This is a genomic window from Rhodanobacter sp. OR92 (assembly GCF_000427545.1).
In the GTDB taxonomy this organism is placed as follows: domain Bacteria; phylum Pseudomonadota; class Gammaproteobacteria; order Xanthomonadales; family Rhodanobacteraceae; genus Rhodanobacter; species Rhodanobacter denitrificans.
The window spans coordinates 117809-138163 of sequence record NZ_ATYF01000014.1 but is presented as its reverse complement, the minus strand read 5'-3'; the positions used below and the strand labels follow the sequence as shown (position 1 = coordinate 138163).

At 69.9% G+C, this 20355-nt stretch carries 18 protein-coding genes and 1 other RNA gene; 5 read left to right on the top strand and 14 right to left on the bottom strand.

What is annotated here, in order from left to right:
* Positions 1-6: 6 nt before the first annotated feature.
* The 14 genes from RHOOR92_RS0108880 to rsmI form a co-directional block, all read right to left on the bottom strand.
* Positions 7-741: a cell division protein FtsQ/DivIB gene (locus RHOOR92_RS0108880; RefSeq protein WP_007509331.1), complete on the bottom strand. Its 735-nt coding sequence runs from the start codon at positions 739-741 to the stop codon at positions 7-9.
* Positions 738-1673 carry a D-alanine--D-alanine ligase gene (locus RHOOR92_RS0108875; RefSeq protein WP_174315858.1) on the bottom strand — a complete coding sequence of 312 codons (936 nt, stop codon included), beginning with the start codon at positions 1671-1673 and terminating at the stop codon, positions 738-740. Before RHOOR92_RS0108875 ends, RHOOR92_RS0108880 begins: the two co-directional genes overlap by 4 nt.
* A gap of 2 nt (positions 1674-1675) precedes the next feature.
* Entirely contained in the window at positions 1676-3115 is a 1440-nt protein-coding gene (murC, locus tag RHOOR92_RS0108870; RefSeq protein WP_015448704.1) for a UDP-N-acetylmuramate--L-alanine ligase, read from the bottom strand.
* Positions 3112-4185 (bottom strand): undecaprenyldiphospho-muramoylpentapeptide beta-N-acetylglucosaminyltransferase, encoded by a 1074-nt coding sequence (gene murG / locus RHOOR92_RS0108865; protein WP_007509339.1) that lies wholly within the window; start codon positions 4183-4185, stop codon positions 3112-3114. Before murG ends, murC begins: the two co-directional genes overlap by 4 nt.
* The gene (gene ftsW, locus RHOOR92_RS0108860) at positions 4182-5423 is read right to left on the bottom strand and encodes a putative lipid II flippase FtsW (RefSeq protein ID WP_015448705.1); all 1242 of its coding nucleotides are present in this window, start codon (positions 5421-5423) and stop codon (positions 4182-4184) included. The genes murG and ftsW overlap by 4 nt, the downstream gene beginning before the upstream one ends.
* On the bottom strand, positions 5423-6505 hold the full coding sequence (gene mraY / locus RHOOR92_RS0108855) for a phospho-N-acetylmuramoyl-pentapeptide-transferase (RefSeq protein ID WP_027490091.1): 1083 nt from the start codon (positions 6503-6505) through the stop codon (positions 5423-5425). The genes ftsW and mraY overlap by 1 nt, the downstream gene beginning before the upstream one ends.
* Entirely contained in the window at positions 6495-7877 is a 1383-nt protein-coding gene (murF, locus tag RHOOR92_RS0108850; RefSeq protein ID WP_027490090.1) for a UDP-N-acetylmuramoyl-tripeptide--D-alanyl-D-alanine ligase, read from the bottom strand. The genes mraY and murF overlap by 11 nt, the downstream gene beginning before the upstream one ends.
* The gene (locus RHOOR92_RS0108845; protein ID WP_027490089.1) at positions 7874-9382 is read right to left on the bottom strand and encodes a UDP-N-acetylmuramoyl-L-alanyl-D-glutamate--2,6-diaminopimelate ligase; all 1509 of its coding nucleotides are present in this window, start codon (positions 9380-9382) and stop codon (positions 7874-7876) included. The genes murF and RHOOR92_RS0108845 overlap by 4 nt, the downstream gene beginning before the upstream one ends.
* Complete coding sequence (locus tag RHOOR92_RS0108840; protein WP_027490088.1) at positions 9379-11196, bottom strand: penicillin-binding protein 2; 1818 nt, start codon at positions 11194-11196, stop codon at positions 9379-9381. The genes RHOOR92_RS0108845 and RHOOR92_RS0108840 overlap by 4 nt, the downstream gene beginning before the upstream one ends.
* Positions 11193-11462, bottom strand: coding sequence for a cell division protein FtsL (ftsL, locus tag RHOOR92_RS0108835; RefSeq protein WP_027490087.1), 270 nt, complete (start codon positions 11460-11462; stop codon positions 11193-11195). The genes RHOOR92_RS0108840 and ftsL overlap by 4 nt, the downstream gene beginning before the upstream one ends.
* Positions 11459-12400, bottom strand: coding sequence for a 16S rRNA (cytosine(1402)-N(4))-methyltransferase RsmH (rsmH, locus tag RHOOR92_RS0108830; RefSeq protein ID WP_027490086.1), 942 nt, complete (start codon positions 12398-12400; stop codon positions 11459-11461). Before rsmH ends, ftsL begins: the two co-directional genes overlap by 4 nt.
* A 42-nt stretch (positions 12401-12442) precedes the next feature.
* Positions 12443-12889, bottom strand: a complete 447-nt coding sequence (mraZ, locus tag RHOOR92_RS0108825) for a division/cell wall cluster transcriptional repressor MraZ (protein WP_007509356.1) — start codon at positions 12887-12889, stop codon at positions 12443-12445.
* Positions 12890-13213: 324 nt separating this feature from the next.
* Positions 13214-13576, bottom strand: an RNA gene (gene rnpB / locus RHOOR92_RS19015) — RNase P RNA component class A.
* 70 nt (positions 13577-13646) lie between these two features.
* Positions 13647-14471 carry a 16S rRNA (cytidine(1402)-2'-O)-methyltransferase gene (gene rsmI / locus RHOOR92_RS0108820; protein ID WP_027490085.1) on the bottom strand — a complete coding sequence of 275 codons (825 nt, stop codon included), beginning with the start codon at positions 14469-14471 and terminating at the stop codon, positions 13647-13649.
* A gap of 81 nt (positions 14472-14552) precedes the next feature.
* On the opposite strand from rsmI, the gene RHOOR92_RS0108815 reads away from it, so the two are divergent.
* The 5 genes from RHOOR92_RS0108815 to RHOOR92_RS0108795 all read left to right on the top strand — a co-directional run bounded on the left by RHOOR92_RS0108815 (position 14553) and on the right by RHOOR92_RS0108795 (position 20325).
* Complete coding sequence (locus RHOOR92_RS0108815; protein WP_027490084.1) at positions 14553-16487, top strand: penicillin-binding protein activator; 1935 nt, start codon at positions 14553-14555, stop codon at positions 16485-16487.
* On the top strand, positions 16487-16843 hold the full coding sequence (locus RHOOR92_RS0108810) for a YraN family protein (protein ID WP_027490083.1): 357 nt from the start codon (positions 16487-16489) through the stop codon (positions 16841-16843). The genes RHOOR92_RS0108815 and RHOOR92_RS0108810 overlap by 1 nt, the downstream gene beginning before the upstream one ends.
* A 73-nt stretch (positions 16844-16916) precedes the next feature.
* Positions 16917-18290 carry an FAD-linked oxidase C-terminal domain-containing protein gene (locus RHOOR92_RS0108805; RefSeq protein WP_027490082.1) on the top strand — a complete coding sequence of 458 codons (1374 nt, stop codon included), beginning with the start codon at positions 16917-16919 and terminating at the stop codon, positions 18288-18290.
* A gap of 62 nt (positions 18291-18352) precedes the next feature.
* Complete coding sequence (locus RHOOR92_RS0108800; RefSeq protein ID WP_027490081.1) at positions 18353-18937, top strand: uracil-DNA glycosylase family protein; 585 nt, start codon at positions 18353-18355, stop codon at positions 18935-18937.
* A 107-nt stretch (positions 18938-19044) separates the two neighbouring features.
* A complete protein-coding gene (locus tag RHOOR92_RS0108795) occupies positions 19045-20325 on the top strand; it encodes a nucleoside permease (RefSeq protein ID WP_007509370.1) in 1281 nt (426 codons plus the stop codon).
* Positions 20326-20355: the final 30 nt, after the last annotated feature.

The following is a 20355-nucleotide window of genomic DNA, read 5'->3' as shown; positions in this document are numbered from 1 at the left end:
AAATGCTCATGAGCGAGGCGAACCTCCCTGATTGGCGGCGGGCGCCTGCGGCCAGCGCACGGCGAATCCATTGGTGTAGCGAAGGTCGGCGTAGGCGAAGCCGTCGGTGTGGCCGACGAGCAGCTGCGGGTAGACGTCGAGGAAGCGGCGCAGCCGGCGCCCGGCGTACTCGCGGTCGCCGATCACGATTTGCGCGCCGTCGGCCATGCCCACGCTCCAGCTGCCGCGTTCGGTCAGGGCCACGCCGGTGACCTGCAGGTGGGTGCCGGCGAAGGCCTTGCGGGTTTCCGCATAGAAGCTGACCACCTCGGCCAGCCGTGCATCCGGCCCATGCAGGCTCGGCAGCGCGCCGACGCCATCCATGCCCGGCGCCTCGAACACCAGCCCCTGCCGGCTGATCAGCTGCTTGTCGTTCCAGCGGGCGAACGGCTGGCGCTCGTAGATGCGCAACTGCAAGGTATCTGGCCAGCGCTTGCGCGCCTCGACCGACTCCACCCACGGCAGCGCGGCAACGGCCTTCTGCACTGCATCGAGATCCAGCGCGAAGAAACCCTTGCCCAGGCGCGGCCGAACGGCGGCGCGGATGTCGTCCGCGCTGACGTGCTTGAACTCGGCCTGTACCGTCAGCTGGGTCACCGGCCAGCGGCCGGCCGCGAACCAGCCGCGCAGCACGCCGACGATCGGCAGCGCGACCAGCGCGATGGCGAGGCACCAGGCGACGGGGCGGACGGTTCCCTTCACAGGCTCTCCCGGAAACTGGTTTCCAGCACGCGCCAGCACAGTTCCTGGTAGTCGATGCCGGCCGCCTTGGCCGCCTTCGGCACCAGCGAGTGCGAGGTCATGCCCGGCGCGGTGTTCACTTCCAGCAGCCAGTTGCGCCCCTGTCGGTCGCGCATGACGTCGACACGGCCCCAACCCTGGCAACCAAGTGCATCGAACGCGGCCAGCGCCAGCGCGCGCAGCTCGGCCTCGGCATCGCCTTCCAGGCCGGGGCACAGGTACAGCGTGTCCTCGGCGATGTACTTCGCGTTGTAGTCGTAGAACGCACCCTTGGGCACGATGTGGATGCTGGGCAGCACCTCGCGGCCAAGGATGCCGACGGTCAGCTCGTCGCCCTCGATCAGGGTTTCCATCAGCAGGTCGCCCGGATACCGCGCCGCCAGTTCCACTGCCTGATCCAGCTGCGCTTCCTCGAACACGCGGGTGACGCCCACGCTGGAACCCTCGCAGGCCGGCTTCACGATCAGCGGAAAGCCGACCTGCTTCGCCGCCGCATGCACGTCGGCGCCGCGCGGCAAGGCCACGAACTTCGGCGTCGGCAGGCCGAGCGACTGCCACACGCGCTTCGAACGCGGCTTGTCCATCGACAATGCCGAGCCGAGCACGCCCGAGCCGGTGTACGGCACGCCGAGCGCCTCCAGCGCACCCTGCAGCACGCCGTCCTCGCCGCCGCCGTGCTGGCCGTGCAGGATGTTGAACACGCGCGCGAAGCGTTCGCTGCGCAGCGCATCGAGCAGTGCCGGGATGCCGTCGACCGCATGCGCGTCCACGCCGCGCGCCTGGAGCGCTTCCAGCACGTTGCGGCCGGAATCCAGCGAGACTTCACGCTCGGCCGAGCTGCCGCCCATCACCACCGCGACGCGGCCGAACCGGACAGGATCTGTCACCTTCATGCTCACTTGTGCGTCCTCAGATTGCCGAGCTGGGCCATCTCCACCGCCGCCGTGCCGATGTCGCCGGCGCCCAGCAGCAGCAGCAGGTCGCCGTCGCGCAGCAGCGCCGGCAGGGTTTCCTTGAGCTCGCGCGGATGCTCGACCAGCACCGGATCGACCTTGCCGCGCGCGCGCACCGCGCGCGCCAGCGCACGGCCGTCGGCGCCGGCGATCGGCGCCTCGCCGGCCGGGTAGACGTCGGTCAGCACCAGCACGTCGACCTCGGCCAGCACATTGGCGAAGTCGTCCAGCAGGTCGCGCGTGCGGCTGTAGCGGTGCGGCTGGAAACCGACCACCAGCCGGCGCCCGGGCCAGCCGCCGCGGGCGGCGGCGAATACCGCGGCCAGCTCGCGCGGATGGTGGCCGTAGTCGTCGACCAGCAGCACGCTGCCCTGGTCCAGCGCGATCTCGCCGCGCCGGTGAAAGCGCCGGCCGACGCCCTGGAAGTTCTCCAGCGCACGCGCCAGCGCCTCCGCCTCCACCCCCAGCTGCCAGCCGATTGCGGACGCGGCCAGCGCGTTCAGCACGTTGTGCCGGCCCGGCAGGTTGAGCTTCACCGGCAGCGCTGCGTCGCGACCCGGCAGCAACAGCTCGAAGTGCATCTCGAAGCCGTGCTGGCTCACGTTGCGCGCGCGCACGTCGGCGTCGGCGGCGTCGATGCCGTAGGTCATCACGCGGCGCGTGGTGGACTTCGCCAGCACGGCCACTTCGGGGTCGTCCACGCACAACACGGCCAGGCCGTAGAACGGCAGCCGGTGCAGGAAATCGGCGAACGCCTTCTTCACCTCGGCGAAATCGCCGTGGTAGTTCTCCAGGTGATCGGCGTCGATGTTGGTGACCGCGGCGATCACCGGCGACAGCAGCAGGAACGAGCCGTCGGATTCGTCGGCCTCGGCGACCAGATACTGGCCGCTGCCCAGCCGGGCGTTCGCGCCTGCCGCGTTGAGCTGGCCGCCGATCACGAAGGTCGGGTCGTAGCCGGCCTCGGCCAGCACGCTGGCGGTGAGGCTGGTGGTGGTGGTCTTGCCATGCGTGCCGGCGATCGCCACGCCGCGGCGGAAACGCATCAGCTCGCCCAGCATCTCCGCACGCGGGATCACCGGGATGCGCGCTTCGCGGGCCGCGACCAGCTCCGGGTTGTCCTGCCTGATCGCGCTGGAGGTCACCACCACGTCGGCGTCGCCGATGTTTTCCACCGCGTGCCCAACGTGCACGACGATGCCCAGCTGCTGCAGCCGCTGTGCAGTCGGCGAGTTGGCGCGGTCGGAACCGGACACCGCGTAGCCGAGGTTGTGCAGCACCTCGGCGATGCCGCTCATGCCGACGCCGCCGATGCCGATGAAATGCACCCGGCGGAAGGTGCTCATCGGGTCTTCATGGGCATGCAGGCGACGCGGCGTCATGCGGCCACCTCCAAGCAAGCGCGCGCGATGACCTGTGCCGCGTCGGGTTTGGCCAGCGTGCGCGCGGCTTCGGCCATCGCCAGCAGGCGGTGGCGGTCACCCAGCAGCAAGGCCAGCCGCTGCGCCAGTATCTGTACGTCCAGCTCGTTCTCCTGCATCAGTTCGGCGGCTCCGGCCGCCATCAGTACTTCGGCATTGCGCGTCTGGTGGTCGTCCACCGCGTGCGGGAACGGCACCAGCACGGCGCCCAGCCCGGCCGCGGCCAATTCGGCCAGGGTCAGCGCGCCGGCACGGCAGACGGCCAGATCGGCCCAGCCATAGGTGCCGGCCATGTCGTCGATGAAGGCCACCACCTGCGCCTCGACACCGGCTTTCGCATACGCCTCGCGCGCTTCGTCGAGGCCGCGGCTGCCGCACTGGTGCAGCACCTCGGGACGCTGGGCCGGGGTCAGTTGGGCCAGCGCCTGCGGCAGCGCCAGGTTCAGCGCACGGGCGCCGAGGCTGCCGCCCAGCACCAGCAGACGCGGCTTGCCGTCGCGCCCGACCATGCGCTGGGCGGGCGGCGGCAGCGCCGCGATCGCCTCGCGCACCGGGTTGCCGACCCACTCGGCCCGCGGCAACGCGTCGGCGAAACCGGCCAGCACGCGTTTCGCCAGTCCGGCCAGCTTGCGGTTGGTGAACCCGGCCACGCGATTCTGCTCGTGCACCAGCAGCGGCCGGCGCAACAGCCACGCGGCGAGGCCGCCGGGACCGGCCACGTAACCACCCATCGACAGTACGCTGCGCGGCTGCACCTGGCGCAGCACGGCCAGCGAGGCGAACAGCGCGCGCAGCAGCATCAGCGGCGCCAGCAGCCGGGTCCTGATGCCCTTGCCGCGCAAGCCGCCGACCGCCACCGTGTGCAGTTCGATCCGCTGCGCCGGCACCACCTTCGTCTCCATCCCGCCGACTGCGCCCAGCCACACCACCGGCACGCCCTGCGCGCGCAGGCACTCGGCCACGGCCAGGCCAGGGAAGATGTGGCCGCCGGTGCCGCCGGCCATGATCAGCACGGGAGCTTGCGTGTTCATGCAGCCACCGCCTCGCGCGGCTTCGCCGCGACGTTTGCATCGGCCACGGCGACCGCCGCCGGCATCCGCGTGGCCATCTGCCGCGCGTCCAGCGCGCGGTTGATCTCCCAGGTGGCGCGCAGCAGCACGCCGGCCATGGCGCAGGTCAACACCATCGACGAGCCGCCGTAGCTGATCAGCGGCAGGGTCAGTCCCTTGGTCGGCAGCGCGCCCAGGTTCACGCCAACCGATACGAACGCCTGCATCGCCAGCATCAGCGAGACGCCGAACGCGACGTAGCCGGCAAAGCGCTGGCCCACCTCGACGCCCTTCAGGCCCAGGTACAGGCCGCGCCCCACCGCCAGGCCGAACAGGCCGATCACCAGCAGCACGCCGGCCAGGCCCAGTTCCTCGCCGATCACCGCAAAGATGAAGTCGGTATGCGCCTCCGGCAGGTAGGACAGCTTCAGCACGCTGGAGCCCAGCCCCACCCCGGTCCATTCGCCGCGGCCGATCGCCATCAGCGACTGGGTCAGCTGGAAGCCGTCGTTGAACGGATCCTTCCACGGGTCCATGAACGAAGTCAGCCGCTTCATGCGGTAGCTCTCGCCGGTCGCCGCCACGTACAGCAGCGGCATCAGCGGCAGGCCCATCAGGAACAGGAAGATCGGCCGCGCGCCACCCAGCCAGACCATCGCGATGGTCACCGCGATCACCAGCGTGGCCGAGCCGAAGTCCGGCTGCGCCAGCAGCAGCAGCACGATCATGCCGGCGACCAGCACCGGCTTGAACAGTCCCAGGAATTTCGTTTCCACATTTTCGCGGTGGCGCACCAGGTAGCTGGCAACGTAGACCACCAGAATGAGTTTTACCGCCTCCACCGGCTGGAACGTGGTGACCAGCAGGTTCAGCCAGCGCCGCGCGCCATTGATGCGCATGCCTAGGTGCGGCACGAACACCGCCAGCAGCATCAGGAACGCCAGCGCCAGCAGCGGGAACGCATATTTTTCCAGCAGCTTCAGCTCGGTGCGCATGGCCAGGCCGGCCGCGAACAGGCCCAGGCCGAGGAACAGCAGGTGCTTCTTCAGGAAATAGAACGCGCCGAGGTGCTGGCTGTCCGCCACCGCGATCGAGCTGGACGTCACCATCACCACGCCCACGCTGGCCAGCCCGACCAGCGCGACCAGCAACCACAGGTCGAAGCTGCCGCGCGGTCCGCTGCGGCGTTTGGCCTGGCTGGTAGCGTCGAAGATCGGCATCAGCGCACCTTCAACGTGGCAAGGCCGATCAGCACCAGCACCACGGAGATGATCCAGAAGCGCACGATCACGCGCGGTTCGGGCCAGCCCTTCAATTCGAAGTGGTGGTGGATCGGCGCCATGCGGAACACGCGCTTGCCGGTGAGCTTGAAGCTCGCCACCTGGATCATCACCGAGGCGGTTTCCATCACGAACACGCCGCCCATCACCAGCAGCACGACCTCCTGGCGCACGATCACCGCCACGCAACCCAGCGCCGCGCCCATCGCCAGCGCGCCGACGTCGCCCATGAACACCTGCGCCGGATAGGTGTTGAACCACAGGAAGCCGAGCCCCGCGCCGGCCAGCGCGCCGGTGAAGATCGCCAGCTCGCCCGCGCCGGGAATCGAGGGGATGCCCAGGTATTCGGAAAACACCTTGTTGCCGGCCAGATAGGCGAACACGCCGAGCGCGCCGGAGACCAGCACGGTGGGCATGATCGCCAGCCCGTCCAGCCCGTCGGTGAGGTTCACCGCGTTGGAGAAGCCCACGATCATGAAATAGGTGATCACCACGAAGAACAGCCCCAGCGGCAACACCACGTGCTTGAACAGCGGCACGTACAGCGCGGTCTCCGCGGGCAGCTGAGCGGTGTGGTAGAGGAACAGCGCCGCGCCGAGGCCGAACACCGACTGCCAGAAGTATTTCCAGCGGCTGGCCAGGCCGCGGCTGTCCTTCAGCACCAGCTTGCGGTAGTCGTCGTAGAAGCCGATCGCGCCGAAGCTCAGCAGCACCGCCAGCGCCACCCACACGTAGCGGTTGTGCAGGTCGGCCCACAGCAAAGTGGCGACGGTGACCGAAAGCAGGATCATCACGCCGCCCATGGTCGGCGTGCCGGCCTTGACCAGGTGCGTCTGCGGGCCGTCGCTGCGCACCACCTGGCCGGCCTTCAGCGCGGCCAGCCGGTTGATCAGCCACGGCCCGCACAGCAGCGACAGCGACAGCGCGGTGAGCGCAGCCATGATCGTGCGGAAGGTGATGTACTGGAACAGATGCAGCGCGGTGAAGTGCCGTGCCATCCAGTCGGTCAGTTCAAGCAGCATCGGACGCACCCCCTTCGTTCTTGCCCGCCGTGCCCGGATGGCCGCCTAGTGCCGCCACCACCTGCTCCATGCCGGCCGAGCGCGAACCCTTCACCAGGCAGGTGACGCCCGCGTGCAGCTGCGTCCGCAGCGCGGCGATCAACGCGACCTTGTCGTCGAAATGCGTGCCGCCGGCGCCGAACGCCTCGACCGTGGCCGTGCCGAACGGACCCACCGCGAACAGCCGCTCGACCCCGCGCTCGCGCGCACGCGTGCCGATGCCGGCATGCAATGCGGGCGCATCCGTGCCCAGCTCGGCCATGTCGCCCAGCACCAGCCAGCGTTCGCCGGCGGCCAGCAGCAGGGTGTCGATCGCTGCCGCCATCGAGCCGGGGTTCGCGTTGTAGCTGTCGTCGATCAGGGTCCAACCGCCGGCCATCGTCTCGCGGCGCAGGCGGCCGGCCACGCCGGGCACCTGCTCCAGCCCGGCCACGATGGTGGCCAGCGGCACCTCAAGCGCCAGCGCTACCGCCGTCGCCGCCAGCGCGTTGGCGATGTTGTGGCGGCCAGGCAGTGGCAGCGCCACCCCGGCGTCGCCTTGCGGCGTATGCAGCACGAAACGCGAGCCGTCCACGCGTTGCTCGACGATGCCGGCGCCGATGTCGGCCGGTTGCTCCAGGCCGAAGCGCAGCACCTTGCGCGTGCCGGCCAGGCCGGTGAAGAAGCTGGCGAACGCGTCGTCGGCATTGATGATCGCCACGCCGTCGGCCGGCAACGCCTGGTACAGCGCGCCCTTGGTCTCGGCCACGCCTTCGATGCTGCCCATGCGCGCAAGATGCGCCGGCGCGATGAGCGTGACGAGGCCGATATCGGGCCGCGCGATGGCAGCCAGGTAGGCGATGTCACCCGGCTTGCCGGCGCCCATCTCGAATACCGCGTATTCGGTGTCCGGCGGCATCGCCAGCAGGCTCAGCGGCAGGCCCAGCTCGTTGTTGAAGTTGCCCGCGCTGACGTGGGTGCGGCCGTGCCGCGACAGGATCGAGGCGACCAGCGTCTTCACCGTGGTCTTGCCGTTGGATCCGGTAATGCCGACCACGCGCACGTTGCGCTGCGCGCGCACCGCGCTGGCCAGATCGCCCAGCGCCAGTTCGGTGCTGCCCACCAGTACCTGCGGCAGCGCGCTGTCGACCTTGCGCGTGACCAGCGCGGCGACCGCGCCGCGCGTGGCGGCTTCGGCCAGGTAATCGTGGCCATCGGCCCGCTCGCCCTTGATCGCCACGAACAAGTCGCCGGGCTCGAGCCTGCGCGTGTCGATGGCGACGCCGGTCACCTCGACATCGCTGCCGAGCAGGCGACCGTGGGTCCACAGCGCGATGGCGGCGAGCTGCATCATGGGCGTGCCTCCCCGCCGATCCGTTCCAGCACGGCACGCGCCACCGCCAGATCGTCGAACGGGCGCTTGCCGGTGGCGCCGTCCTGGTAGGTTTCGTGACCCTTGCCGGCGATCAGCACGACGTCGCCGGCGTGCGCCAGCTGCAGCGCGTCGGCGATCGCCAGCGCACGGTCGCGCTCCACCGTCATCGCGCGCGCGGCGGCCATGCCGGCCACGATCTGCGCCACGATCGCGTCGCCATCCTCGCCGCGCGGGTTGTCGTCGGTGACGATCGCCACGTCGGCCAGCCGCGCCGCGATCGCGCCCATCAGCGGGCGCTTGCCGGCGTCGCGCTCGCCGCCGCAGCCGAACACGCAGATCAGCTTGCCGGCGCAATGCGCGCGCACCGCAGCCAGCGCCTGTTCCAGCGCATCCGGCGTGTGTGCGTAGTCGACCACCACCAGCGGCTGGCCATGCACGCCGCCGAGCCGGCTCATCCGCCCGTTCACCGGCTGCAGCTGCTCGAGCGCCTCGACGATGCGCGCGAACGGCTCGCCCAGCGCGCCGAGGCAGCCCACCACGGCGAGCAGGTTGGCCACGTTGAAGCGGCCGATCAGATGGCTGCGCACGGCCCGCGTGCCCCACGGCGTGCGCAGCTGGAACGCCAGCCCTTCGGCCGAGGTGACGATCGCGCTGGCGGCGATCTCCGCCTCGCCGTCGTCGGCCATGCTGAAGCGCAGGCGCTGCACGCCGGCCAGCAGCTGCGTCGCCAGCTCGCGACCGAACGTATCGTCGATGTTGATCACTGCGCTGCGCAGGCCCGGCCAGGCGAACAGCTTCGCTTTCGCCGCACCGTAGGCTTCCATGCTGCCGTGGTAGTCCAGGTGGTCGCGGGTGAGGTTGGTGAACGCGGCCACCTCGTAATCCACCGCCGCCACGCGGCCCTGCTCCAGCGCGTGCGAGGACACCTCCATCGCGACATGGCCGACCTGCGCATCGCGGAATTCCGCCAGCAACTCCTGTACCGTGACCGCGTCGGGGGTGGTGCGCTCGCCTTCGTGCAGTTCGCCGTGCACACCGGCACCGAGCGTGCCGATCGAGGCTGCGCGATGGCCGAGCAGGGTCAGCGCCTGTGCCAGGAGCTGCACGCACGAGGTCTTGCCGTTGGTGCCGGTGACGCCGACCATCCGCATCGACTCGCTGGGGCGCTCGTAGAAACGTGCGGCGATCTCGCTGACCTGGCCATGCAGGCCGTCGATCCACAGCACGGGAACCACCAGCGGCTCGACCTTGGCGGGTGCGGGGGCCTCGGCCAGCACCACCCGCGCGCCGCGCTGCACGGCGCCGGCGGCGAAGCTGATGCCGTGCGCCTGGCTGCCGCGCAGGGCGAAGAACGCGTCGCCGCGGCGCACCCGGCGCGAATCGAGGCTCAGGCCGGACACCACGATGCGGCCGGCATCCGGCGCCGCGGCGATCGGCGCATCGGCGATGCCCAGCAGCAACTGGTCGAGGTGGCCGGTGCTCATGGCGTATCCTCGTCGACCGGGGCGTCGTCGATCGGCGCATCGACCGGCGGCTTGCTGCCCACCAGGCCGTCGACGTTCTGCAGCGGGCCGCCGACATACCAGCGACCGATGTTGTCCGGCGGCACGTCGAGCAGACGCAACGCACCTTCCATCACCCTGGAGAACACCGGCCCGGACACCGTGCCGCCGTAGTAGCTGCCCTTCTGCGGGTTGTCGACCACCACCACCGCGGCCAGGCGCGGATCCGACGCCGGCACGATGCCGGCGAACGCCGAGGTGTAATTACTCTTGGCATAGCCGCCGACGCTGGCCTTGTGCGCGGTGCCGGTCTTGCCGGCCACGCTGTAGTTGGCGATGCGCGCCAGCGTGCCGGTGCTGCCGGGCCCGGTCACCGTCTCCATCATGCGCAGCAACTGGCCAGCCACTTCCGGGGAGATGATCTGCTTGGCGGTGGTGTCGCCACCCTTGATGAAGCTCGGGCTGTGCATCACGCCGCCGTCGGCGATGGTGGCGTAGGCGTTGGCCAGCTGCAGCACGGTCACGTTGAGGCCGTAGCCATAGCCGAGGATGGCCTTCTCCAGCGGACGCCAGCTGCGGCCGATGCGCAACGAACCGGCGGCCTCGCCAGGGAAGCCGCTCTCGGTGCTGTTGCCGAAGCCGAACGCGCGGTAGGTGTCGTACATCAGCGTGGTGTCGAGCGTCATGGCGATGCGCGCCGCGCCCACGTTGCTGGACTTGGTGATCACCCCGGTCGGCGTGAGCAGCCCGTAGTTGTGCGTGTCGTGGATGTCATGGCCCTGGAAATACCAGTGCCCGCCGGTGGTGTCGATGATCGGGCTGGTCGGCGTGTACTTGCCGCTGGACAGCGCCGCCGCCATCAGGATCGGCTTGATCGTCGAGCCGGGTTCGAGCACGTCGGTCATCGCCCGGTTGCGCCGCTGGCCCGGCTTGCTGCCGCCGAGCGCGTTCGGGTTGTAGGTGGGCAGGTTGGCCATCGCCAGCACTTCGCCGGTCTTCACGTCGAGCACCACGATCGAGCCGGAATCGGCCTGCGACTTCTCCAGCGCGTTCTTCAGCTCGCTGTAGGCGAGGAACTGGATGCGCCGGTCGATGCTGAGCGTGAGGTTCTGCCCGGGCTTGGGCGCGCGCACCTGCTCGATGTCCTCGACCACGTGGCCCATGCGGTCGCGGATCACGCGCTTGGCGCCCGGCTTGCCGGCCAGCCAGTCGTCGTAGGCCAGTTCCAGGCCTTCCTGGCCGCGGTCGTCGATGTTGGTGAAGCCAAGCACGTGCGCGGTCACTTCGCCGGACGGGTAGTAGCGCTTGAACTCGCGCTGGCCGTTGATGCCGGGGATGCCCAGATCCAGCACGGTCTGCGCCGCAGCCGGCGCCATCTGCCGGCGCAGGTAGACAAACTCGCGATCCGAGCGCTGCGCCAGCTGCGCCTTCAGGCCGTCCGCGTCCACGCCCAGCGCCTGCGCCAGCGCAGGGATGCGCTCGTCGCTGTCGAGCACCTCGGCCGGGTTCGCCCAGATCGACATCATCGGCGTCGATACCGCCAGCGGCTCGCCGTTGCGGTCGAAGATGGTGCCGCGCGACACCGGAATCGGCATCTCGCGCAGGAAGCGTGCGTCGCCCTGGCGCTGGTAGAACTGCTTGCGCACCACCTGCAGGTCGAACGCACGTGCGACCAGGCCGGCCGAGACCAGGCCGAGCAGGCCGACCACCACCACCATGCGCCGGCGCGCACTGGGGCCGGCGCCGCGGCGGCGGCCGGCGGTCTGTGCGGGAGTGCTGAGGTTGCGCCAACTCATCGCAGCAGCCGGATGTCTTGCGGGCGCGGATCGACCATGCCCAGCTTCTGCCGGGCCTCGTCGTCGATGCGCCGCGGTTCGGCGTAGGTGGCCTGCTCCAGTTCGAGTTTGCCGTATTCGATGTTCAGCTCGTCGCGCTGGTTCTGCAGCGCGGTCAGGCTGACGAACAGCACGCGGCTCTCGTGGCGCGTCCACACCACGCCGAGCGCGCTGGCCAGCACCGCGACCAGCAGCATCAGCAGGCACAGGGCGCCGAATACCTTCATGCGCGGCCCTCCGGCGCAAGTTTCTCCGCCACGCGCAGCACCGCCGAACGCGAGCGCGGGTTCGCCGCCTGCTCGGCATCGGACGGAAACTGCGCCTTGCCGACCGCCGCCAGTTGCGCCGGCGCAGCCTGCACCGGCGGCCCGCGGCGGCTGTTCTGCACGCGGCCGGAGTGATCGCGGATGAACAGCTTCACCGCGCGGTCTTCCAGCGAGTGGAAGCTGATCACCGCCAGCCGGCCGCCGGGCTTGAGTCGTTCCAGTGCGGCATTCAGGCCCTGCTGCAGGGCATCCAGCTCGCCGTTCACGCGGATGCGCAGCGCCTGGAAGCTGCGCGTGGCCGGATGCTTGCCCGGCTCGCGCCGCCCGATCACGCGCTCGATCAGCGCGGCCAGCTGCCCGGTGCGGGTGAACGGGGCGGCCTCGCGGTCGGCCACGATGGCGCGGGCGATGCGCCGGCTGTGGCGCTCCTCGCCGAAGTGCCACAGCACGTCGGCGATCTCGCGCTCGCTGGCGTGGACCAGGAACTCCGCCGCGCTCTCGCCCTGACTGGGATCCATGCGCATGTCCAGCGGCGCATCGGCCATGAAACTGAAGCCGCGCGCGGCCTCGTCCAGCTGCGGCGAGGACACGCCGAGGTCGAGCAACACGCCGTCGAGGCCGGCCGCGGTCTCGTCCCACTCGGCCAGGCTGGAGAAATTCGCGTGGCGAATCGCCACGCGCGGATCGCCCGCGAATTCGGCCTGCGCGGCGGCAATCGCGGCGGGATCGCGGTCCATCAGCAGCAGCCGGCCGTCGGGACCCAGCCGCGACAGCACCGCGCGGGCGTGACCGCCGCGACCGAAGGTTCCATCGAGATAGCGCCCGCCCGCATGCACGGCGAGTCCCTCCACTGCTTCACCCAGCATCACCGGGATGTGCCGCAACTGCTGCTCGGCCATGCCGCACTCCCGCTCCCGTCCCGCCCACATGCCGATCGCGCCTTACAGGCGCAATTCCGCCATTGCCTGTGTGATCTCGCCTTCGCCGATGGTCTGGCGGATCTTCTTCAGGTGCTCCTGCTCGCTCCACAGCTCGAACTTGTCGCCCATGCCCAGCAGCACCGCCTTCTTCTCGATGCCGGTGGTGGCACGCTGGCTGGCCGGCAGCAACACCCGCGACGCCGAATCGGGCTCGACCACGGCGGCTGCGCCGACCAGCTTCATCTGCATGTCGCGATGCGCCTTGACCACCTTGGACAGCGCATTGACCTGGTCGCGCACCAACTCCCACGCCGCGTACGGGAACAGCCACAGGCAGCCGGACTCGAACGGGTTGTAGGTGAGCACCAGACGGTTCGCGCACTCGCCCGCCACCTGCTCCCGATAGGCGGTAGGGATGGTCAGGCGACCCTTGTCGTCGATGGTGATGGCGGTTTCGCCCTGGAACACGGTCAGCAGACTCCACTAAAACCCACGATTTCACACTGGAGCCCACGATAATCTCGCCCCATGAGACTGTCAAGGCAATTTCGCTTGTGAATCAAGGAGTAAAGGCAGAATGCTGACCGTACATCCAGCATATTCTCAGGAACGCCTGCAAGGTGTTTGATAGCAGGGAATTTTTTAAAATTCCAAATGCACCACCGCGAGCCCAGACCGGATGAAATCCGGCCGGATCGGCACCGTGACACCGCTCGGGGATGAATCGCCATTCACACACGGACGCCGCTCACCGCCGCGGCGACGGGCCGCAGCGGTGAGGAACGCATGAAGAGGTGGAGTCGGCCTGTAAGCCGGGTTCTGTACGCCTTGCGGCGCGACAGTCATTCCTCTCGGCCAGGCGTCGCCGCCTGGCTCCAGCAACCTACCCGGGAACAACGCGGGCCGCGTTATCGTTCCCCTATTTGGTCTTGCTCCGAGTGGGGTTTACCGTGCCGTACGGCGTTGGCCCCGTACGCGGTGCGCTCTTACCGCACCCTTTCACCCTTGCCTGTGCCCTTGCGGGCCATCGGCGGTCTGCTCTCTGTTGCACTGGCCGTCAGCTCGCGCTGCCCAGGAGTTACCTGGCACTCTGCCCTGCGGAGCCCGGACTTTCCTCGATGCGCTTGCGCGCGACGCGACTGTCCGGCCGACTCCGGGAGCCATTGTAATGGCCGGGATTCGGGATTGGGGAGTCGGGATTCGGAAAAGCGCGCCGGAACCAGCCTCACGATTCATATAACGCCCTGCGCGGCGCACCGCTGATCGCCGCCGCCAGCTTCGCCGCCTTCGCCGGCGGCAGTTCTTCGCGCAGGATCGCGAACACACGCCGCCCTTCGGCGAGCTTCGCGTCGGCCTCCTCGCCGCGGCCGGCGACCAGGATCACGCACTCGCCGCGCTGCTGGTCGGGATCGTTCGCCACGCGTTCGGCCAGCTCCGCCAGCGGCTCGCCGATCACCGTCTCGAACAGCTTGGTCAGCTCGCGCGCGAGCACCGCTTCACGCCCGGCACCGAACACGTCACGCATGTCGGCCAGGCTCTCGGCGACGCGGTGCGACGACTCATAGAAGATGAGCGTGCGCGCGTCGCCCGCCAGCTCCTGCAGCCGGCTGCGCCGTGCCGCTGCCTTCGGCGGCAGGAAACCCTCGAACACGAAACGGTCGCTGGGCAGGCCGGCCACCGACAGCGCCGCGATCGCCGCGCAGGCACCCGGCACCGGGATGCAGCGGATGCCGGCCGCGCGCGCGGCGCGCACCAGCCGGAAGCCCGGGTCGCTGATCAGCGGCGTGCCCGCGTCGGAGATCAGCGCCACCGCTTCGCCGCCCTGCATCCGGCGCACGATCGCCTCCACCGCGTCGCGCTCGTTGTGTTCGTGCAGCGCGATCAGCGGCGTATCGATGTTGTGATGCAGCAGCAGCGGCCGGCTGTGGCGGGTGTCCTCGGCGGCGATCACCGCCACCGCGCGCAGGGTCTCGATCGCCCGTGCGGACAGGTCGTCGCGGTGGCCGATCGGCGTGGCGACCACCCACAAGCAGCCTAATGGTGCTGACATCTGCAAACTCCTGCGCCGTAAGCCGGCAAGTCGATCCGCTATGATCGCGCATTGACGACCCTGACGAACAAGGGATTTCCCATGCGCTTCATGCGCCTCTCGCGCGTCGCCGCGATCGCACTGCTGTTTTCACTGGTGCTGGCCGCCTGCGTGCCGGCGAACACGCCGCGCTCGCCGGCCGAACTTGCCGCCGTACAAAGCGCCGAGGCGCTGTCCCGGCAGGGCCAGTTCGACCAGGCCGCGCAGGCCTGGCTGGCGCTCGCCGCGCAGTCGCGCGGCCACGCCGACAGCTACCGATTGCTGGCCGCCGAGGCATGGCGCGAGGAAGGTCGGCTCGAACGCGTCGCCCCGGTGCTGGCCGAGATCAAGCGCCAGCGCCTGAGCGGCGATGAGCCGCTGCGCTTCGACCTGCTGCAGGCCGAGCTCGCGCTCGACCGCCACGACGCCGCCACCGCGCTGCGGCTCACCACCCAGCCAAACGTCGCCGTGCCGCCGGCGCTGCAGCTGCGCCTGCTGGAGTGGCGTGCCCGCGCGATGGCCGCCAGCGGCGACCGTTGGGGCGCCGCACGCACCCGCGTGCAGATGGACGGCCAATTGAGCGGCTACGACCACACCCAGAACCGCCAGCAGATCCTCGACCTGCTGGGCCAGGTCGGCGTCGAGTCGCTCAAGCAGCGCGCCGCCGCGATGCAGCGCGGCGACCGCATGCTGCCGTGGGTGAACGAGGCGCTGAACCAGCTCGGCGTCGCCGTGGCGCAGCCGCCGCCGGACCTGCAGCAGCCGGTCGGCACCCTGCTGCCCGGCACCGGCGCGAACGTGCGCGAGGGCTACAAGGCGCCCAACCAGGTCGCCTTGCTGCTGCCCAGCGACGGCAATTACGCCGCGGCGAGCACCGCGATCCGCGAAGGCTTCTTCGCGGCCTATCTCGACGCCGGGCGCAACCACGCGCCACGTCCCCCGGTGCGCGTCTACGACAGCCAGGGCACCGCCGACGGTGCGGTCAAGGCCTACCAGCAGGCGGTCAGCGACGGCGCGCGGCTGGTGGTCGGCCCGCTGACCCGCGGTGAAGTCGCCGGGGTGTTCAGCCAGGCGCGACTGCCGGTGCCGTTGCTGGCGCTGAACCACCCCGACGACAAGCAGCTGCCCACCGGCGATGCCAGCGAATTCGGCCTGCTGCCGGAAACCGAAGGCGCCCAGGCCGCCGACCACATGGTCGAACGCGGCCTGCGCCGGGTCTATGCCATGGTCTCCACCGACGATTTCGCGCAACGTGCCGCCGGCGCGTTCAAGGCCGAGCTGGCGGCGCGCGGCGGCGAGCTCGCCGGCACCGTCACCCTGCCGCCGGGCGTCACCAGTTACGCCGACCTCATCGCCGGACTGAAGCTTCCCACCGGCACCAACGCGCCGCCAGCGGCGGCGGTCGAACCGGCGACCGCCGGCACCGCGGCGGCAGCCGCTCTCGGCGGCGCGGTGAGCGACGCCGGCATCTTCATCAGCATGCGTCCGGAACAGGCGCGCCTGTTGCTGCCGCAATTGCGCATCGCGCAGGTGAACCTGCCGGTGATCGCCACCTCGCATGTCTACGCGGGCAGCGACGACGTCGCCGCGAACCGTGACCTCGACGGCGTGGAATTCTGCGACGCGCCGTGGCTGTTCGACGCCCAGCCGGGTCTGCCGAACCGCGACGGCATCGCCGCACGCCTGCCGGCGGCCCGCGGTGGCGCGGCGCGGCTGTTCGCATTCGGCATGGACGCATGGAACCTGGTGCCCTACCTGGAGTGGCTACGCGCGCACCCGGGCAGCTACGTGCCCGGCGCCAGCGGTCAGCTTGCCGCCGACCAGTTCGGCCGGGTACGCCGCGTGCTGATCTGGGCGCAGTTCCAGAACGGCCTGGCGCGCCCGCTGGGCGGCAGCCTGCAGTTGGACGACGCACCCTCGAACGCGCCGCCCGCCAGCGCCGAGCCGGCGCCGTCGAGCTCGCCGTCGAGCGGAACCTTCCAGCCCGCGGCGGACTGATGCGCGCCGCCGGCGACGATTTCGAGCAGCGCGCCTGCACCGAACTGCTGCGCGCCGGCCTCACGCTGCTCACGCGCAACTACAGCACCCGCCATGGCGAGCTGGATCTGGTGATGCGCGATGGCGACGCCGTGGTGTTCGTCGAAGTGCGCTACCGCAAGAGCGCCAGCCACGGCGACGCCGCCGCCTCGGTCACCGCGGCCAAGCAGGCGAAACTGATCCTCGCCGCGCAACACTGGCTCGCCGCGCACCCGCAACACGCGCGGCGCAGCTGCCGCTTCGACGTGGTCAGCTACGACGGCCCATCCGATGCCATCCGGCGCGAATGGCTGCGCGGCGCATTCGAAGCCGGCTGATCTGGCCTGACCGATTCCGGCCCGGCTGATCTGGCGCAGCAAATTCTCCCCCAGAGTGGATTACGCTTTGCAGATGCCGCTGCCTGACGCACTGCTCACCCACCTGCGCGAGATCTTCCCCGACGATGCACTCGCCACGGCCGCCGACCAACGGCGCGCCGCCGCCCGCGACAATTCCCGCCATGAACACCTGCCCGACGCGGTGGTATTTCCCACCACTCACGCGCAGGTCGAGGCGCTGGTGCGCGCCTGCCGAGAACACAAGGTGCCGCTTACCGCGCGCGGCGGCGGTACCAGCTCCACCGGCGCCTCGGTGCCGCTGGCGGGCGGCGTGGTGGCGAACTTCATGCGCATGAACCGCATCCTGCGCATCGCCCCGGACGACCGCCTCGCCGTGGTGGAGCCGGGCGTGACCAACGAGGCCTTGCAGCAGGCACTGGCGCCGCACGGCTTCTTCTGGGCGCCCGACCCGGGCTCGGCGCCGTGGTGCACGGTGGGCGGCAACCTCGCCTGCAATGCCGCCGGGCCGCACGCGGTGAAATACGGCGCCACCCGCGACAACGTGCTGGGCCTGGCCGGCGTGGCCGGCACCGGCGAAAGCTTCCGCTGCGGCACGCAGACCAGCAAGAGCGCGATCGGCTACGACCTCACCCGCCTGCTGATCGGCTCGGAGGGCACGCTGGCGGTGATTACCGAGGCCACCTTGAAACTCACGCCGAAGCCGGCGGCGCTGCGCAGCCTGCGCGCCAGCTACCGCGACGCCGCCAGCGCCGCGCAGGCGGTGGCGCGCATCATGGCGCAGCCGGCCACGCCCTGCGCGCTGGAGTTCATGGACGCGCTGGCGCTGAAACTGGCGCGCGAACACCAGCCCGAGGCCGGCGTGCCCGAGGCCGCGGCGCTGCTGCTGATCGAACTGGACGGCGCGCCCGATGCGCTGGAGGCGGCCTGCGCCGCGGTCGAAGCCGCCGCCCGCGTGGACGGTCTGGTACGGCTGGAGGTGGCGCGCGACGAAGCGCAGACCCGCGCGCTGTGGGCTGCGCGCAAGGCGCTGTCGTTCGCCCAGCGCGCGGTGACCCAGCACAAGATCAACGAGGACGTGGTGGTGCCGGTCTCGCGTCTGCCCGCGCTGGTGGACAGCGTGCGCGCGCTGTCGGAAAAGCACGCCGTGCCGATCGTGAGCTTCGGCCACGCCGGCAACGGCAACCTGCACGTGAACTTCCTGCCGCGCGACGTGGACGAGATCGAGCGCGCCTACGCTGCGCTGCCCGAGCTGCTCGAACGGGTGCTCGCGCTGGGCGGCACGCTATCCGGCGAGCACGGCATCGGCGCGGTGAAACGCGAATTCATGCCGCTGGCGCTTTCGGGCGCGACGCTGGGCCTGATGCGCGGCATCAAGGCCGCGTTCGATCCGGACGGCATCCTGAACCCGGGGAAGTTGCTGCCTTGAACGACGCCCATCGCACTCGTCGCGAGCCATCGCCGACGGAACTGCCGCAACTGTCGCGCCGGATGGAGGAGCTGCTGGCCGACATCCGCAGCTGTCGCACCTGCTCGCAGCAGAATCCGCCGGGGCTGCGCCCGGTGCTGCAGGCGTCGGCGTCGGCGCGACTGCTGATCGTCAGCCAGGCGCCGGGGCGCAAGGTCGAGCAGACCGGCATCCCGTTCAACGACGTCAGCGGCGAGCGGCTGCGGGACTGGTTGCAGATCGGTCGCGACACGTTCTACGACGCCGCGCGCGTGGCGATCGTGCCGATGGATTTTTGCTACCCCGGCAAGGGTCGCAGCGGCGACCTGCCGCCACGCCCCGCATGTGCGGCGATCTGGCACCCGCAGCTGTTTCCGCTGATGCCCCGCGTGCGTCTGACCCTGGCCATCGGCCAGTATGCGCAGGCGGGGCTGCTGGGCAGCGCACGCGCGGCGACGCTCACCGACACGGTGCGCGACTGGCGCACGCACCTGGCCCGTGGCGTGCTGCCGCTGCCGCACCCCAGCCCGCGCAACCGGCCCTGGGTGCTGCACAACCCGTGGTTCGAGGCCGAGCTGCTGCCGGTGCTGCGCGAACGGGTGGCATCCGCGCTTGCCGCCGCGGATTGAACCTGTCGCATCGCACCTTGCCGCTTGGCGCCGGCGTCGTCTAACCTGCCCCGCTACGACATCGTGGCCACGGGGCCGACCCCGGCCTTGCAGGGGAACCCTCGTCCATGAGCCTCAAGCTCCGCCTTACCGTACTCAATTTCTTCCAGTACTACATCTGGGGCGCCTGGCTGCTGACCATCGGCACCTGGTGGTTCCAGACCCAGCACTGGTCGGGCACCAGCTTCGGCGCGATCTTCTCGACCATGGGCATCGCCTCGCTGTTCATGCCTTCACTGGTCGGCATCGTGGCGGACAAATGGATCAACGCCGAGCGCCTGTACGGCATGCTGCAGATCGCCGGCGCGATGGTGCTGTTCGCGATCCCGCACGTGCGCGACCCGGAGCAGATGTTCTGGGTGATGCTGCTGAACATGTGCTTCTACATGCCGACCATCTCGCTGGCGATCACGGTGGCCTACAACGCGCTCAAGCAGGACGGCCTGGACGTGGTGAACACCTATCCGCCGATCCGCGTGTGGGGCACCATCGGCTTCATCGCCGCCACCTGGACCACCAGCCTGCTCGGCTTCAAGGCCTCGCCCGCGCAGTTCCACGTGGCCGCGGCCGCCTCGCTGCTGCTGGGCCTGTATGCCTTCACCCTGCCCAAGTGCCCGCCCAAGCTGGGCGCCGCCCAGGGTCGCAGCCTGGTCGACCGGCTCGGCCTCACCTCATTTGTGCTGTTCAAGAACCGCAACATGGCGGTGTTCTTCCTCTTCGCGATGCTGCTCGGCGCGGCGTTGCAGCTCACCAACGCCTACGGCGACGCCTTCCTCAGCGACTTCGTCAAGGTGCCCGAATACGCCAACCTGCTGGCGGTGAAGTACTCCACCATCATCATCTCGATCTCGCAGTTCTCCGAAACCGCGTTCATCCTCACCATCCCGTTCTTCCTGAAGCGCTTCGGCATCAAGGCGGTGATGACGATGAGCATGCTGGCCTGGGTGCTGCGCTTCGGCCTGTTCGCGTTCGGCGACCCGGCCGGTGGACTGTGGATGATCGTGCTCTCGTGCATCATCTACGGCATGGCGTTCGACTTCTTCAACATTTCCGGCTCGCTGTTCGTCGAGAGCCAGGCCGACCCGAAGATCCGCGCCAGCGCGCAGGGCCTGTTCATGCTGATGACCAACGGCGTGGGCGCCGTGCTCGGCAGCCTGATCGCCGGCTTCGTGATCGACCACTTCTTCACCAACCACGCGTGCAACGACGCGGTGCTGATCTGCAAGGACTGGCACGGCATCTGGCTGGCCTTCGCCGGCTACGCACTGGTGATGGCGCTGCTGTTCGTGCCGCTGTTCAAGCACCGGCACGACTCGGCCGCCGCGCAGCGGGCCGTGCCGACGCACTGAACCGGGCGCGGCAGGTGTAGCGGCATTTGT

Coding starts and splice junctions, on each gene's coding strand:
- RHOOR92_RS0108875 (WP_174315858.1), bottom strand. CDS start 1,673: ATGAAGGTGACAGATCCTGTCCGGTTCGGCCGCGTCGCGGTGGTGATG.
- murC (WP_015448704.1), bottom strand. CDS start 3,115: ATGACGCCGCGTCGCCTGCATGCCCATGAAGACCCGATGAGCACCTTC.
- murG (WP_007509339.1), bottom strand. CDS start 4,185: ATGAACACGCAAGCTCCCGTGCTGATCATGGCCGGCGGCACCGGCGGC.
- ftsW (WP_015448705.1), bottom strand. CDS start 5,423: ATGCCGATCTTCGACGCTACCAGCCAGGCCAAACGCCGCAGCGGACCG.
- mraY (WP_027490091.1), bottom strand. CDS start 6,505: ATGCTGCTTGAACTGACCGACTGGATGGCACGGCACTTCACCGCGCTG.
- murF (WP_027490090.1), bottom strand. CDS start 7,877: ATGATGCAGCTCGCCGCCATCGCGCTGTGGACCCACGGTCGCCTGCTC.
- RHOOR92_RS0108845 (WP_027490089.1), bottom strand. CDS start 9,382: ATGAGCACCGGCCACCTCGACCAGTTGCTGCTGGGCATCGCCGATGCG.
- RHOOR92_RS0108840 (WP_027490088.1), bottom strand. CDS start 11,196: ATGAGTTGGCGCAACCTCAGCACTCCCGCACAGACCGCCGGCCGCCGC.
- ftsL (WP_027490087.1), bottom strand. CDS start 11,462: ATGAAGGTATTCGGCGCCCTGTGCCTGCTGATGCTGCTGGTCGCGGTG.
- rsmH (WP_027490086.1), bottom strand. CDS start 12,400: ATGGCCGAGCAGCAGTTGCGGCACATCCCGGTGATGCTGGGTGAAGCA.
- rsmI (WP_027490085.1), bottom strand. CDS start 14,471: ATGTCAGCACCATTAGGCTGCTTGTGGGTGGTCGCCACGCCGATCGGC.
- RHOOR92_RS0108815 (WP_027490084.1), top strand. CDS start 14,553: ATGCGCTTCATGCGCCTCTCGCGCGTCGCCGCGATCGCACTGCTGTTT.
- RHOOR92_RS0108810 (WP_027490083.1), top strand. CDS start 16,487: ATGCGCGCCGCCGGCGACGATTTCGAGCAGCGCGCCTGCACCGAACTG.
- RHOOR92_RS0108805 (WP_027490082.1), top strand. CDS start 16,917: ATGCCGCTGCCTGACGCACTGCTCACCCACCTGCGCGAGATCTTCCCC.
- RHOOR92_RS0108800 (WP_027490081.1), top strand. CDS start 18,353: ATGGAGGAGCTGCTGGCCGACATCCGCAGCTGTCGCACCTGCTCGCAG.
- RHOOR92_RS0108795 (WP_007509370.1), top strand. CDS start 19,045: ATGAGCCTCAAGCTCCGCCTTACCGTACTCAATTTCTTCCAGTACTAC.